Origin of the sequence: Brucella cytisi (assembly GCF_038433355.1) — a bacterium.
Lineage (GTDB): Bacteria > Pseudomonadota > Alphaproteobacteria > Rhizobiales > Rhizobiaceae > Brucella > Brucella cytisi.
Genome location: NZ_JBCAUP010000006.1, coordinates 158,318 through 171,915, shown reverse-complemented (window position 1 = coordinate 171,915; position 13,598 = coordinate 158,318). Strand labels below are relative to the sequence as shown.

Below are 13,598 nucleotides of genomic sequence, written 5' to 3'. Positions count from 1 at the left end.
CAATTGTTCCGCAGAATTTCATTGCTTCAACCTTGCCATTTCCCGCTCCATCATTCGGTGCTCCTTTTCACTCAATGAAACAATCCGAGGTTTGAAAGGTTGGGCCGCCGTCTCAATAAACGGAGGTTTCCATGAAACACGATCCGAAAACCGGCACCACCGATCAGAAGCCGAAATGGGAAGGCCCGCCGGAAAACCGGCCTCGTGGTTACGAACCCGCTGACGACGATCCCGCAAAGAAACGCGATGCCGCGGGGCACAATCTTGCCGATCCTGACCGCAAAAACCTTGCTGATGCGTTGAGTGAACCCAAGCACACCAGGAGAAAGGGAGGTGGAAAATGACAGTGTCTTCCCTTCCTCCCCTCAAAGCTATCGCGCTCAATGCCACCTTGAAGCGAAGTGCAGACCAGAATCCATCTTCGACCGACAGGATGCTACATTATCTCGATACACATCTTGTTCCTTATGGCGTGCAAACGGAGCATGTGCGGCTGAGTGAATTCAACATCGAACCCGGCGTTACATCGCGCGAAGGCGAAGACGACGAGTGGTCGGCACTCAGAACCAAAATCCTCGATGCGGATATTCTTATTTTCGGCACGCCGATCTGGCTCGGTCAACCATCAAGCATCTGCAAGCGCGTGCTGGAACGTATGGATGCATTTCTTTCAGAGACCGATGATGCCAACCGAATGCCGTCTTACGGGCATGTCGCCGTCGCGGCAGTGGTTGGGAACGAGGACGGGGCACATTTCGTGTCATCGCAGCTCTATCAGGCGTTGAACGATGTGGGCTTCACCCTCCCCGCCAACGGCGTAACCTATTGGGTGGGCGAGGCGATGCAATCAACCAATTTCGTCGATCTGGGAGAAGTACCCGAAACCGTCGTTTCCGCTACGAAAATGTTGGCTGCCAATTGCGCACATCTGGCACGATTGTTGAAGACCGCTCCTTATCCCGGTTCAGACTAACGAGGAGGTTGGCGCGCAACGCATTGTCGGCTGGCCCGGATTGACCGGGCCGGGCGATGGATGTTCAGGCATAGGAAGGGGCGGTATCTGTTCGGGTTCGTCGGGGCTGAACGGCCCCTTATCTGGTTGCGGAATGGTCTCCGGCGGCTCAACCGGAATGCCTTCAGGTTCATTTTCAGGAATTTCCGGCGGGTCGGACGGTGTCCCCGAAGCCGCAGATAGAGTGATCGTCCACCATTCAGCGATATAGATTTTCATTGGTCTCTCCGTTGTCCAAAGCAGGTTAAGCCTGATCTGGTTTGCCGTAAGCCTTGCGCAACTCTTCTTTGGCGGTTTCCAGCACTTGCTTGCGATTTTCCGGCAAGTTCTTGCCAGCGCGATTGACGTAGAAGGTCAGCATGGACATGGCCGAGCGAAACGGTTCCACCTTGCGTTTGTGGCTCTTGTCAGCCGAGCGTTTCAAGGAAGCTGCGATTTCCTTCGGATCATCCTGCTCGAACACATGCGGTTCGAGATCTAGCGCGTCGCTGTGTTCGGTCACGTCGGCTGACCATTTCTTTGCCTGGACCATATCAAAACTCCTGTGTTGCAAGTTTCGATAACCGCCGAGGGCAGCTCATGTTCCCTTTCACTTGTCTGCAGCCGTGATCCAAGGTCCAGTGCCCCAGAGTTTCGTCACTCTTGGTGGAACAATGTGCCTGCAAGCTTGTTCGGAGCGCAGTTAACCACCGGGTCGTCGGAACGGAGAAAGCACAATGTTCAACACTGCACCCTCAAACATCCAGTTACTCTTCTTCAACAAGGATCGCGTCGGAGCGGGCGAACCATCCCAGCACGAAACACGGGATCATCAGGCACGCCCGACGCACGAACAGTCCAACGCACCCGGCAATCCACGTCGGCCTCAAGCGGAGGATCGGCAAAAGGACTTCGATTTTGACTACCCCAATAGCGCGCGCCCGAATGACCTTGCCAATCCCGGTCCGCGTGAAATGAGACGCGAACGCAGCGATCGAGACTGATCGCCCCCCTTACAGGAGCAGAAGATGCCTGCGAAATCCAAAGCACAACAACAGGCAGCCGGCGCGGCCTTGGCTGCAAAACGCGGAGACAAATCAAAAAGTGAACTCCGTGGAGCGTCCAGGGAAATGGCCAAGTCAATGAGCGAGAAAGAGCTCGAAAAAATGGCCTCCACCAGACAGAAGGGTAAGCCGGAACATAAATCGAAGTCCTGACAGAATGAAGAGGAAGTAACGATGATCGTCCTGAAATCGATTGCCGTCGTCACGTACGCCGTCGCATTACCAAGGCTGGAGCCCTGTTCGTCAACATCGGACAAAGGGGACGTATCCCCAGAAAGTCCCTCACAACCGGCCAGCTCCCCGACGCAACCCTGATCGCGACTGCTCGCCTGTTTTTTTCGATCGCGCGAAACAAAATTATTCCTAGCGGGTTAGGTGCGCCGTCGTCGCAATTTTCAACCGCACGACAAGAACAGTTCATAACCACAAGGAGGAGCCGGAAATGGCCAGCACCAAGCAACGCAATCTCGATGACCTATTCTACGACACGCTCAAGGACATTTATTATGCGGAGCGTAAGATCTTGAAAACGCTTCCCAAAATGTCCCGAGCGGCCACTGATGAAAAGCTCAAGAACGCGTTCGAAAAGCACCGGGAACAAACCGAAGGACATGTCGAACGTTTGCAGCAATGCTTCGAGATTCTCGGCAAGCGTGCGCAAGGCAAGACCTGTGATGCCATTGAAGGTATTATCGCTGAAGGGGAAGAGATCATCGAAGAGTTTTCGAATAGTCCCGCCCTTGATGCCGGTTTGATATCTGCGGCCCAGGCGGTCGAACATTACGAAATCACGCGTTACGGCACATTGAAGCGTTGGGCCGAAACCCTGGGCCACAAGGATGTGGCGAAACTCCTCGACCAGACCCTTCAAGAAGAGGGTCAGACCGATAAGGACCTGACGAAACTCGCGGAGTCCTCTGCCAATCCCCGTGCGGAAGCCGCCTGAGCGCAGACTTTTCAAGACCGCTAGCGAGGTGATGACATGGAAAGTGCCCTATTCCGGGGTGATCCTACGGGAAAAATTCGTGTCGTTTGCCAGTCTTCCGACAGTCCTCACAATGTAGCCAGCGTGGAAGCGTTGGCTGCCCGCTTATGTTCGCTGACCGGCAGGCAATTGCGGCCCACCCTGCAAAGCTTTGACGAGAACAACGAAACGTTTTTCGTACCGACTTTTGCTCTGGTCCGCCAGGACGGGCACCCCGAAATGAGCGTTGAGAACTTCTACGGCGGCATCGTTCACCACGGTTTTATGGCAACGAAACTCGTTACCCATCCACACTGGCACGACGATGACAATTTGCCGGAAGGTTGGGCAGGACCCTTTGCAGCTTGTTTACAGGATTGTGTTCTACCCGGCTTTTCGGTCTTTTCACATGGCCATGCACTGGATGCCGCTGGTGCCCTGCTAAAAAAGCACAAGGTTCGATTCAAAAATCCCTATGCGTCCGGCGGCAAAGACCAGACCGTCATCGAAACCGTTCGCGCCCTCGACCGATTTCTGGAAACCGTGTCTGATCGCGAAATTGCGAACGGGCTCGTCGTCGAAGAGGACGTTGAAAACTCTACCACCTATTCCGTCGGACAGGTCCAGATCGAAGATCACATCGGAAGCTATCTAGGCCGTCAATATACTTCGCACGACGAGGACGGGAGTAAAGTTTATGCGGGTAGCCGTTTGCGTGTGGTGAGCGGCGGCTGGGACGCTCTGCTTCACCAAGTCCAATCGCCCGTTGCACGTAGGATCGTAGAGAATGCCAGACGTTACGATGAAGCAGCTCTGCAACATCTCGGTCTCGTTGCGTCGCGCAGAAACTACGACGTTCTTGTCGGGCCGATAACGGAAAATGGCGTCCGCTGCGGCGTATTGGAACAATCATGGCGTGTGGGAGGTGCCTCCCCTGCCGAAGTTCTGGCATTGGAAAAACTGGCGCAGGACGAAACTGTTACCGCCGTACAGGCAGTATTGCGCGAGAGCTATGGTCAGCCATCTACATTCAACGAGGACGATTTCGTCGTTTACGTCGGCGACGACGATTTCGGACGACCTCTCCACAAATATGCGCGAATAGAGAAAATCTATCATGATCCGTAACGCCACCGCCGTCAGCGTCGACCAGCACGAACTGGCCGCGACTGTCATTTCTCCGGATACCACCATTCCGGGCGTTCTATTTCTGCACGGTTGGGCCGGTAGCCAGGAACGCGATATCGAAAGAGCAAATGCGATATCCTCGCTCGGTTGTGTTTGTCTTACCTTCGACATGCGCGGCCATGGGGAATTGCTGTCCAGCAACAAAACCGTAACGCGCGGTGAAAATCTTGACGATGCTATTGCTGCATATGACCGGCTGGCCAGCCTCAAAATGGTCGAAGACGGTTCGATTGTGGTCATAGGAAGCAGCTATGGAGGGTATCTCGCGACATTGCTGACCGAATTTCGGCCCGTCCGTTGGCTGGCATTAAGAGCCCCGGCACTTTATCGTGACCAGCTTTGGCAAGTCCCTAAAGCACGGCTCGACCGCAGTGACCTGCAATCCTATCGTTCGACACTCGTAAAGTTTGATGATAACCGCGCACTTCGACAGGCCCGAGAATTTCTTGGCGATGTACTGCTGGTCGAGTCCGAACACGACATCATCGTCCCACATCCCACGGTCGCAAGTTATCAAACTGCCTTCATCAATTCTCAATCGTTGACCGTTCGGATGATAGGTGGCGCGGATCACGCACTTACCGGAGACCATCATCAAAAGGTCTACAATCAGCTTTTGACCCGTTGGATCAGAGAAATGGTTCTCGGAGCACGCTAACGGAACAATGTAAGGGTTCATTGGTTGGGACAGTCCCTCAGAAACAAGGGAGCCAACGATGAAACGGTCTATTCGAAATCTCGCAGGCGCAGCCTTCTTGCTGCTCGCACCAGCGGCGTTTGCCCAAACTACACCTACTGAAGAACCTCAGACTCCCGCAGTTACCACGCCCGGAGAGAAAAATCCGAAGGCACCGGTGCCTGGGCAGAACAGTTTTACCGAGGATCAGGCAAAGGAACGCCTGACCGAAGAGGGGTTCAGCAACATTATGAATCTTCAACTCGGCGAAGATGGCATCTGGCGCGCCGAAGCCGCGCGTGACGGTCAGCCTGTCAAAGTTCTTCTCGACTTTCAGGGAAACATCACCACGCAGTGACCGGTTGTAGTCGCAACACCATAAAGGAGATAAAAATGGCTTATATCACGGGTCTATTCGACAATCACGACGAAGCCGTCGATGCCGTTAGAGCGCTCGAAGAAGCCGGGATTCCGGCTGAAAATATCAGCCTGATTTCGAATAACACAGATGGTCGATATGCAGGCGAGGCCCTGAAGGACGAAGAGAGCGCAGTCACAGGTGCTGAAACCGGCGCCGGTCTTGGTGCAGTAGCAGGCGGTGGTGCCGGGCTGTTGACCGGGCTGGGCCTGCTATCCATACCGGGTGTCGGTCCGGTCGTGGCGGGCGGTTGGCTCACCGCCACACTGGTCGGACTGGTCGGCGGAGCGACTGCCGGCGGCGTCGCAGGCGGTATTGTGGGCGCTCTCGTGGAAACCGGCGTGCCCGAAGAAGAGGCGCAGGCCTATAGCGAAGCCATTCGCCGTGGCAGTACTCTGGTTGCCGTTCGTTGCGATGAGACGGAGCGAGAGAAGGTCGAAGCTATTCTTGATGATTGGGCGCGGGTCAATATCGGCCAAAGACGCGATGCTTATATCGAAGAAGGATGGGAGAGCTTCAATGCGTCGGGCGCGCCCTACACTGCGGACGAAATTGAACGCGAACGTCAGCGCTGGGGCTAGGCGGATTGACTATGAAAGAAGTAGATCCGCGCAAGGCCCGTCAAGGTTTGAATGGGCGGCGTATTCTAATGATACTCATTTCCAGCCTAATACTGGCCGTGATTGTCTGGGGCGCAGTCGAATTTTACGGGAAAATGCGCCCCGGTCGCGGTTTCATGGATGACAATAGCAAGCCGCCTGCATCCACGGAATCGCAGCCGCCACCTTCGGCCACAGGTCGGCAATGACATCTTCAGCAATCGCGTGTCACCGGCACATTCTTAAACAAGTCTGCGCAGAAGCGCGGACTTGTCGGCGTTGCGAACTCTATCGAAATGCTACACAGACCGTTTTCGGCGAAGGCCCCATCGATGCCCGAATTTTCTTCGTTGCCGAACAACCCGGCGACAAGGAAGACATCGAAGGCCGCCCCTTGATCGGCCCGGCCGGCCAACTCTTCGACACCTGCCTCAGTGAAGTCGGGATCAAACGAGAGCGATGCTATATCACCAATGCGGTAAAACATTTTCGACACACCCAGCGCGGCAAGAGACGTCTTCACCGGCGCCCCTCTACCAGCCATATCGAGGCCTGTCGCTGGTGGCTTCAGCGTGAAATTGACCTAGTTGAACCCCGGATCATTGTTGCGCTGGGCGCAGTTGCCGCCCGCTCCCTTCTCGGCAAACCGGTCAAAATCGCCGCGACGCGCGGTCGTCCTCTGGAGTTCGAGAACCATATTATTCTTGTGACGATCCATCCATCCTACCTGCTACGCTTGCGTGCCGAAACTGGCTTTGAGCGCGAGCGCTCGATGTTTCTCACGGAGTTGACCAAAGTCGCGGAGTTCGAATGCGGCACCGAAACGTGAAGTTTATTACAGTGGTTTCCCCGGAACATCATTTGCTCTTTCTGGTTAGGCTTATGTCACGCGCGACAAATTCCACTCCCAACAATCAATGGTCTGAAACCACTGAAAGGAAAGAGAATGGCACAGAACCACACGCAAGGTGGCACACAAGAACAACACGTGAAAGCCGGCCAGCAGAGCCATAAGAATGATGGCAAGCATGCGAGCAGCGGAGGCGGCGAAAAGCAACAGCAGCAGGCGTCTTCCCGTGGGGGAACCCATGAACAGCATGTAAAGGCAGGTCAACAGAGCCATAAGAATTCATAATTCAAAGGGGCGGCTTCGTGCCGCCCCATTCTCAAACCGGACTTTTGTTCGGAAAGGCTAAGACGATGTCTTTCAAGCCAAATCCCGATTACATGCTGGAGCCGGAACATCTCGTAGCGATGATACCGGCTTTGCGAGCGTTTTCCCGTACATTTTACCGCCAGAAAGAAGATGCTGAGGATCTCGTTCAGGAAACATTGCTGAAAGCACTGGCCAATCGGGAAAAATACGTTCCCTATTCGCCGCTGAAATCCTGGCTTTTTACCATCATGCGCAACACGTTCTGCACGCGTATTCGCATCCAGAAGCGTGAAGCACCGGGCGTGAGCGAGTGCGTTTCACCCATAGTTTCAGTCAAAGCCTCGCAAGAGCTGACGCTCGAGGCACACGACGTGCAAACAGCAATGGAAACCCTGCCCCACAAATATCGCCGCGTTCTGGCATTGGTGGTGTTGGAAGGCCAAAGCTATGAACGAACGGCCCAGCTTTGCGAGTGCTCAATCGGAACGGTGAAAAGCCGCCTGCATCGCGCTCGCCATAAACTCCACGAAATCGTGGAATGCGCCTAGATGAGGTTATCCAGGCATCTGCATTCGAAAAATCGTGCTGTGGTTCGTGATGTGAAATCAACACGAGACATCTTGTCAATCGTTTTCAGACATGGCCAACTGTTTGTAATGATTAGATCTAGCGATGATACGATGCGTCTATTCTCAGGAAAGCGCATTTTGATTTTTGAAGATGATTTTCTGCTTTCAGAAGAAGCAGAAGCCTGTCTGACGAAGGCTGGCGCTGTCGTACTCGGTCCCGTAAACACGGCTGATCAAGCACTGTATTATCTGGAACGTGAGAGGGTAGACGCTGTTGTTATGGATGTCACTCTGGAACCGGAAGCGGTGCTTCCGGTTGTCGCTGAACTGGAACAGAGCGCCATATCCTTCATATTCGCCCTATCAGACACCCCCGTCTTGGACAGTCTGGGCTTCGCAGGATTTGTACTCAGCGCGCGCCACAGAGACCTGTCCACAATAGCGGAAGCATTGTTTCTTCATCGTAACCTGGAACATTAATAGTCCAAATCGATTGATCACTGTTTCTCCTCCAAATGCTTCTGAACGTCTGGAACAGACAGCGTACTTCGTTGTTAGGGCGACAGGGCGAAAAGGAAGGACTAGTCGATATGGAAAGCCAATATCCCAAGCCACCATTCGAAACAAAGCAGCAACCGATGCCGGGCATAACCGATAAGATGAATCCGAAACCGGATCATGGCGAAACATCCTATAGGGGTTCGGGAAAACTGAAGGGGTTGAGGGCAGTCATTACTGGAGGAGACAGTGGCATTGGTCGTGCGGTTGCGATTGCGTTTGCACGGGAAGGCGCGGATATCCTGATTGCTTATCTGGAAGAGGATGAGGATGCACTGGAAACCCAAGCGCTTATCGAGAAAGATGGTCGAAAAGCCGTCTTAATGAAATGCGATATCCAGCATGCCCAGACCTGTCGCGACCTGATTGATCGTGCGGTAGGCGAACTAGGAGGAATCGATATTCTGGTGAACAATGCGGCTCATCAGGCAAGTTTCTCCGAACTCGATGATATCAGCGACGAAGAATGGGAGCTGACATTTCGCGTCAATATTCACGCGATGTTTTATCTGACAAAAGCCGCCCTTTCTCATATGAGACCCGGCGCTGCGATCATCAATACGGCTTCCATCAATTCAGATATGCCGAATCCAACTCTTCTGGCCTATGCGACGACAAAGGGTGCGATCCAGAATTTTACCGCTGGGTTGGCCCAGCTTCTTGCAGAAAAGGGAATCCGTGCCAATGCGGTTGCGCCCGGTCCGGTTTGGACCCCGCTCATACCGTCGACCCTTCCTGATGAAGCGGTACGTAATTTTGGCAAACAGACGCCAATGAAAAGACCGGCCCAACCAGCGGAACTCGCTTCCGCATATGTCATGCTGGCAGACCCGCTATCGAGTTTCACGTCCGGCGCTACAATTGCAGTCACTGGCGGCAAGCCGATTTTGTGATGCGTACTCGTTCGCTTTGCGGCTATGGCTCCACTGCATTGTTATTTTCGTGGATCAATCAGCGCTATGCCGAATTCCGGTCGATAGGTCCGCACCATAGTGCTGGTATTTTCCTTAATCATTACTTCGAGCGTCGGCCGCACCAAGGCTTCAATCAGGTGCCCGCCTTTCGCCTCACCGTTACGAATTCCCAAAACCACATGCAAATGAAGAATCGGACTGCCCTCTTCGCCCAGAGCGCAATCACCCAGCAAGCTAAGTACCTCGCACTGCTCGTCAAGTTCGATCCGGTGATAGTCTTGTCGCTCAAGGTCGAAAAATCCAAGCGTAGCGCGTCGGAAAGCTCCAATCGCGGTTACCGAGGCTGCTGTTAGATCCTGTCCCCGGACAAACCGGGTAAGTGTCGCGACCACCGCTTCTTCCGGAGCGAGAATGACGACGAAGATCCGTTGCCCCGCTCCTTCTCCCAGCAGTTTGAATTGCATTATCTGTGCCTCCTGTTTTCAGGTTTTTGAAGATGCAACCAATAGCGGGACAAAAAGTTTCAGCTTGCCATCAAAGGAAAATTCGGTCGCAACTCATTTCCAGATTTGTCCGCTACCGTACCAAAAATCATTTGCCGGATCAGAGTGTTATAGAATCCCAACCGTAAAAGAGAGTTGGGGGGGCACAACGGCGAATAGCTGGTACTTTGCCCGAAGTAGCACAGATGTACGACGAATCTAAACTGCACAACCGCCTGTTGAAGAGCCTGCCTCCAGAAATTCTCAATAGTATTTGTTCGTCCCTGGAACCTGTCACGCTTGAGCGTGGTCAAGTTATTGTCAGGGCCAATCAATCGATCGACTATCTATACTTTCTTTGCGGCGGGATCAGTTCGGTCATCGCCGTATCGACCAGAGGTCAGCTGGTAGAGGCTGGCATGGTCGGACGCGAAGGGTTTTCACCAACGTCAGGAGCGGTTGGCGCCACAACCAGCATTCATGAAATTATCATGCAAGTCAGCGGCTACGGTCATCGGATTGCCGTCAGTGCTGCACGAGAGGAAATCAATCGCAACAGCGTGTTTGCCAGTTTGTTGGCCCGTTACATTCAGACTTTTGCCTCACAGGTTTCTTATACTGTCTGGGCCAACGTAAACTTGCATGTTCACGAGCGGCTGGCGCGCTGGCTCTTGATGTCACATGATCGTGTTGACGGGGATGAAATTATCCTGACCCACGACTTCATCGCTCTCATGCTCGGTGTAAGACGCCCCAGCATTACGACAGGACTTCACCTACTGGAAGGCAAAAAACTGGTGCGATCAGAGCGAGGCCGCATCACAATACGTGACCGTAGGGGTCTCGAAGAATTTGCTGGCGAAGCCTACGGAAAACCCGAAGAAGAATATAGCCAGCTTTTCGGCGCTCAAAACTAGATGTCACCGACAGGTTCAAATCCCTGCATCAGCCGCACGTATTCCTTTTCCGGCCAGCCATAGGCATCTCGAGCATAGCGTTCCAGCCCGTGACGATTACGAATAAAGACAACTCCTCGTTCAGACTTGATCAAGCCCAATCCTTCAAGAACATGAAGAGAAGTCGTGACACTTGGCCGACGAACTGCAAGCATTATCGACAGGAACTCGTGAGTGATTGCTATTTCTTTGCCTAATATTCGGTCATCACACATCAGCAACCATCGGGCCAATCGTTGCGTGACTTCATGAATGGCATTCGAGACGGCGGTATAGGCAAGCTGAACGGAAAACGCCTCGATAGAGCGGATCATGATCCTGGAAAAACTGCGGCTTTCGTCCATCCACCGCCGAAACTTCTCATAAGGCATTTCATAACCTTGCGCAGCAACCTGAACCAGGACGTCATAAGAACTGTTTTCGACACCAGCGATTGCAGACGTTGGAATATACCCATCGAAGCCGAAAATTCCCGCTTCTGCACGTTTTCCTTCGGCGGTCGTCACAATAACCGAGCCGATGCCTGTCGTAAGAAAATAAACTTTCGCGATCGGCTTCCCCGTTTCTGCAAGCACCGTCCCACGCGGAAGTTCCACATAAGTAGTTTCCTGGATAATGGCTTCATAATCGGAGGGCGGAAGCAAAGCCAAAAGTTTGTTAGCAATGGCATTCTGTGGAGGAAACGGCATTTCGTGATCCTCATTCCATCATCATGAAGTGGAAACACCGCGGAAGGATGGTTGGTTCCGAGAAGCAATCGGTAAACGCTTATTTCGGTACGCTACCGCACCAATGCGAAAGAACAGGTTTTAAGACTATCTAAGTCCAGTAAACAGCGTATCATTGAAGCTTCGTTTCTTGATGGAGGCTGACATGCCGTTATTTAATGAAGCCAGCAGAATTTACTCATCAGTTGAAGTTAATTTCATGCGTAGTTGTTTTGCTCAATCTGCAATAATTCTCGAAGAAAGTGACCGTTCTTATTCGGCCACTGAGCTCGCAGAGTGCATAATACGACTATATGAAAGCGGCTTGCGTGATCTTAATTACATTTCAGAGCTAGCTGCAAGGCTCGCTCATTCACGATTTGAGATCCGGCATCACGATTTCGCGGCCAACACCAATCACTCGCAGAAATTCGTTTAAGCTATCATTTCCGAAGACTCTTTTCAGCCGGATACAAGTCGCTTTCGAGTTGCGCTCTTGCTCTGTTAAGCCTGCTCTTGATCGTTCCGACCGTGCAGCCTGCCGCCATCGCAGCCTTTTCGTAACTCAGCCCGCGAAATATCACTAAGTCAAGAACGCTCTTATGTGCCGGCGACAGTTTACAGAAAGCCTCCCCGACATCCTGCAATTCCATGGCCCAATCCTGCGATGGGTTGATTGTTGGTCCCTCCCAATTCTCAATTGCATCTTCGCGGCGGGATTTCTTGATCCGGGTGCAGAATGTGTTCTTCATGATGGTGAACAGCCAGGATTTGAGCGATCCATAGGGGACGAACTTATCGCGATTGCACAGAGCTTTTAATAGCGTTTCCTGAACAAGGTCCTCTACGTCGGAACGCTGATGGTACATCGTTCTGGCGAACTGATGAAGCGCAGGTCCAAGTGCCAGCAACTCTTCTTCGAACTCGGATATCGAGGGCATGTGTCTCCTCCTTCCCCAGGTAAGGTAAGGCCCAGCCAGCCAGTTAGTTCCTCCGCAAGGTCTGTCTGTACGATAGCGTACGGTTGTGAAGTGGAGCGCGATGAGCGTGGGAACCAGCCGTATTCGGCTTCGCCTCGTTGCTGAAACCCCGGGTATTTCAATCTGGAACGAAAGCAATTCTGGCGGGTTCGGCATATTTGGCAGGAGTTTGGCAAATGACTATGGAAACCCAAGTCGTTTCGATGGAAGACAATGAAGCTTATTCGGTTCAGTTTTTTGACGATGCAGGAACTGCCGTTTCTGTCTACTTCCAGAACCCGCAGCATGTTCACTTGTCAACAGCCGACGCGGTGAACGAAGCAACGGCGCGGATATTGCGTCTGCTTGAGGGAGCCCGTGGGCAAATCGTCATAGAAAGACTTGAAGGATAACATGCCTCTGGAAACCGGGCTTCTACGTTGAGATTTGCGGGGCGGCTGCATGCATCTATGCATAGACATGCAGAATCTTTTCGGACCTGCTTCGCCTTGGCACGTGCCATGGATTGACGCAATCTTGCCCAATATCGTGGATATCTGCTCCCAGCGCAGTGAAGAAACGATCTTTACTCGCTTTATACCTCCAAGGTCACCCGACGCTGCCCTGGGAGCATGGAGAGGTTATTACCGCAAGTGGGAAACCCTTACTCTCAATCGTATCGATCCGTCATTCATCGACCTTGTGGACCCGCTGGGAGATTTTTCGCCGCCTGCTGTTGTACTCGATAAGACTGTTTACTCCCCTTGGACCGAAGGCTTCCTCCAGCGATATCTGCACAAAAGGCGCGTTCATACTTTGATCGTTAGCGGAGCGGAGACCGATCTTTGTGTTCTCGCAACACTATTGGGTGCCGTAGATCGCGGATATCGGGTGATCATTGTCCACGATGCAGTATGCAGCGTTTCCGATCAAACCCACGACGCAATTATCTCTCTTTGTCACCAACGATTTAGTGAGCAATTGGAACTCGTCTGCACGGATGAGCTGATCGACTCCTGGCGATAAGACTTGGCAAACCACGGAACTTTCAAATTGATGGGGGTTTGACCTGCTCCCCTTGTTGTCCGCGATTATAAGCTCACCATGGAACATGGTACACCGGGATGACGCTGTGGTCATTAAAATTGCGGACGGCATCCCGCAGACGCTGAGAACAGTCGCAGATGCCGAGAATATATTGCTGTCTCAATGGAATAGGCTCAAACTAGATAGTCTCGGCGTCGCTATCACGGTCTGCCTTTTATGCACACGACATTGGGAGTGCCGAAGACGCACGACTTGCTTTCGAAATGCCGCTTCGACGTCAGGAATCCTGGCTTAACTCTTTGGCTGAGCAGGACCTTTCAGAACCGATCTCAAAGCGGCCTAAACACGTC

The 13,598-nt window shown here is 52.8% G+C and carries 22 protein-coding genes; 17 read left to right on the top strand and 5 right to left on the bottom strand.

Annotated features, from left to right (window positions below):
* The first annotated feature begins 131 nt into the window (after window positions 1–131).
* Both AAE521_RS08405 and AAE521_RS08400 read left to right on the top strand, forming a co-directional pair.
* Window positions 132–344 carry a hypothetical protein gene (locus AAE521_RS08405; RefSeq protein ID WP_012093577.1) on the top strand — a complete coding sequence of 71 codons (213 nt, stop codon included), beginning with the start codon at window positions 132–134 and terminating at the stop codon, window positions 342–344.
* Window positions 341–973 (top strand): flavodoxin family protein, encoded by a 633-nt coding sequence (locus tag AAE521_RS08400; protein ID WP_342061049.1) that lies wholly within the window; start codon window positions 341–343, stop codon window positions 971–973. The genes AAE521_RS08405 and AAE521_RS08400 overlap by 4 nt, the downstream gene beginning before the upstream one ends.
* Here the strand turns inward: AAE521_RS08400 and AAE521_RS08395 are convergent.
* Together AAE521_RS08395 and AAE521_RS08390 are read right to left on the bottom strand one after the other, a co-directional pair.
* Window positions 965–1,231, bottom strand: coding sequence for a chitin-binding protein (locus AAE521_RS08395; RefSeq protein WP_071630647.1), 267 nt, complete (start codon window positions 1,229–1,231; stop codon window positions 965–967). The two genes, AAE521_RS08400 and AAE521_RS08395, sit on opposite strands and share 9 nt — an antisense overlap.
* 25 nt (window positions 1,232–1,256) lie before the next feature.
* Entirely contained in the window at window positions 1,257–1,544 is a 288-nt protein-coding gene (locus AAE521_RS08390) for a DUF3175 domain-containing protein (protein ID WP_084093993.1), read from the bottom strand.
* Between the two features lie 184 nt (window positions 1,545–1,728).
* Between AAE521_RS08390 and AAE521_RS08385 the strand changes: the two genes are divergently transcribed.
* The 12 genes from AAE521_RS08385 (at window position 1,729) to AAE521_RS08330 (ending at window position 9,076) form a co-directional block, all read left to right on the top strand.
* A complete protein-coding gene (locus tag AAE521_RS08385) occupies window positions 1,729–1,995 on the top strand; it encodes a hypothetical protein (protein WP_342061048.1) in 267 nt (88 codons plus the stop codon).
* Window positions 1,996–2,019: 24 nt separating this feature from the next.
* Window positions 2,020–2,208, top strand: a complete 189-nt coding sequence (locus AAE521_RS08380; protein WP_071630650.1) for a DUF3008 family protein — start codon at window positions 2,020–2,022, stop codon at window positions 2,206–2,208.
* Between the two features lie 289 nt (window positions 2,209–2,497).
* On the top strand, window positions 2,498–3,001 hold the full coding sequence (locus tag AAE521_RS08375) for a YciE/YciF ferroxidase family protein (protein ID WP_012093582.1): 504 nt from the start codon (window positions 2,498–2,500) through the stop codon (window positions 2,999–3,001).
* 36 nt (window positions 3,002–3,037) lie between these two features.
* Complete coding sequence (locus tag AAE521_RS08370) at window positions 3,038–4,147, top strand: DUF3182 family protein (protein WP_342061047.1); 1,110 nt, start codon at window positions 3,038–3,040, stop codon at window positions 4,145–4,147.
* The gene (locus AAE521_RS08365; RefSeq protein ID WP_036588041.1) at window positions 4,137–4,865 is read left to right on the top strand and encodes an alpha/beta hydrolase family protein; all 729 of its coding nucleotides are present in this window, start codon (window positions 4,137–4,139) and stop codon (window positions 4,863–4,865) included. The genes AAE521_RS08370 and AAE521_RS08365 overlap by 11 nt, the downstream gene beginning before the upstream one ends.
* A gap of 58 nt (window positions 4,866–4,923) precedes the next feature.
* Window positions 4,924–5,241, top strand: a complete 318-nt coding sequence (locus AAE521_RS08360; RefSeq protein ID WP_012093585.1) for a PepSY domain-containing protein — start codon at window positions 4,924–4,926, stop codon at window positions 5,239–5,241.
* 35 nt (window positions 5,242–5,276) lie between these two features.
* Entirely contained in the window at window positions 5,277–5,882 is a 606-nt protein-coding gene (locus AAE521_RS08355) for a hypothetical protein (RefSeq protein ID WP_012093586.1), read from the top strand.
* Between the two features lie 223 nt (window positions 5,883–6,105).
* Complete coding sequence (locus tag AAE521_RS08350) at window positions 6,106–6,729, top strand: UdgX family uracil-DNA binding protein (protein WP_342061046.1); 624 nt, start codon at window positions 6,106–6,108, stop codon at window positions 6,727–6,729.
* A 117-nt stretch (window positions 6,730–6,846) separates the two neighbouring features.
* A complete protein-coding gene (locus AAE521_RS08345) occupies window positions 6,847–7,035 on the top strand; it encodes a hypothetical protein (RefSeq protein WP_342061045.1) in 189 nt (62 codons plus the stop codon).
* Between the two features lie 65 nt (window positions 7,036–7,100).
* Window positions 7,101–7,604, top strand: coding sequence for a sigma-70 family RNA polymerase sigma factor (locus AAE521_RS08340; RefSeq protein ID WP_071630656.1), 504 nt, complete (start codon window positions 7,101–7,103; stop codon window positions 7,602–7,604).
* Between the two features lie 72 nt (window positions 7,605–7,676).
* The gene (locus AAE521_RS08335) at window positions 7,677–8,105 is read left to right on the top strand and encodes a response regulator (protein WP_342061044.1); all 429 of its coding nucleotides are present in this window, start codon (window positions 7,677–7,679) and stop codon (window positions 8,103–8,105) included.
* A gap of 110 nt (window positions 8,106–8,215) precedes the next feature.
* Window positions 8,216–9,076 (top strand): SDR family oxidoreductase, encoded by an 861-nt coding sequence (locus AAE521_RS08330; protein WP_342061043.1) that lies wholly within the window; start codon window positions 8,216–8,218, stop codon window positions 9,074–9,076.
* Between the two features lie 41 nt (window positions 9,077–9,117).
* Here the strand turns inward: AAE521_RS08330 and AAE521_RS08325 are convergent, their stop codons facing one another.
* A complete protein-coding gene (locus tag AAE521_RS08325; protein ID WP_342061042.1) occupies window positions 9,118–9,561 on the bottom strand; it encodes a PPC domain-containing DNA-binding protein in 444 nt (147 codons plus the stop codon).
* A gap of 224 nt (window positions 9,562–9,785) precedes the next feature.
* Between AAE521_RS08325 and AAE521_RS08320 the strand changes: the two genes are divergently transcribed.
* Entirely contained in the window at window positions 9,786–10,496 is a 711-nt protein-coding gene (locus AAE521_RS08320) for a Crp/Fnr family transcriptional regulator (protein ID WP_071630659.1), read from the top strand.
* Here AAE521_RS08320 and AAE521_RS08315 read toward each other — a convergent pair.
* Both AAE521_RS08315 and AAE521_RS08310 read right to left on the bottom strand, forming a co-directional pair.
* Window positions 10,493–11,224 carry a Crp/Fnr family transcriptional regulator gene (locus tag AAE521_RS08315; protein ID WP_071630660.1) on the bottom strand — a complete coding sequence of 244 codons (732 nt, stop codon included), beginning with the start codon at window positions 11,222–11,224 and terminating at the stop codon, window positions 10,493–10,495. The genes AAE521_RS08320 and AAE521_RS08315 overlap by 4 nt on opposite strands.
* A 461-nt stretch (window positions 11,225–11,685) precedes the next feature.
* Window positions 11,686–12,183 (bottom strand): sigma-70 family RNA polymerase sigma factor, encoded by a 498-nt coding sequence (locus AAE521_RS08310; protein WP_342061041.1) that lies wholly within the window; start codon window positions 12,181–12,183, stop codon window positions 11,686–11,688.
* 215 nt (window positions 12,184–12,398) lie between these two features.
* Between AAE521_RS08310 and AAE521_RS08305 the strand changes: the two genes are divergently transcribed.
* Together AAE521_RS08305 and AAE521_RS08300 are read left to right on the top strand one after the other, a co-directional pair.
* Window positions 12,399–12,614 (top strand): hypothetical protein, encoded by a 216-nt coding sequence (locus tag AAE521_RS08305; protein WP_143132692.1) that lies wholly within the window; start codon window positions 12,399–12,401, stop codon window positions 12,612–12,614.
* 49 nt (window positions 12,615–12,663) lie between these two features.
* Window positions 12,664–13,227 carry a cysteine hydrolase family protein gene (locus tag AAE521_RS08300; protein ID WP_342061040.1) on the top strand — a complete coding sequence of 188 codons (564 nt, stop codon included), beginning with the start codon at window positions 12,664–12,666 and terminating at the stop codon, window positions 13,225–13,227.
* Window positions 13,228–13,598 lie beyond the last annotated feature (371 nt).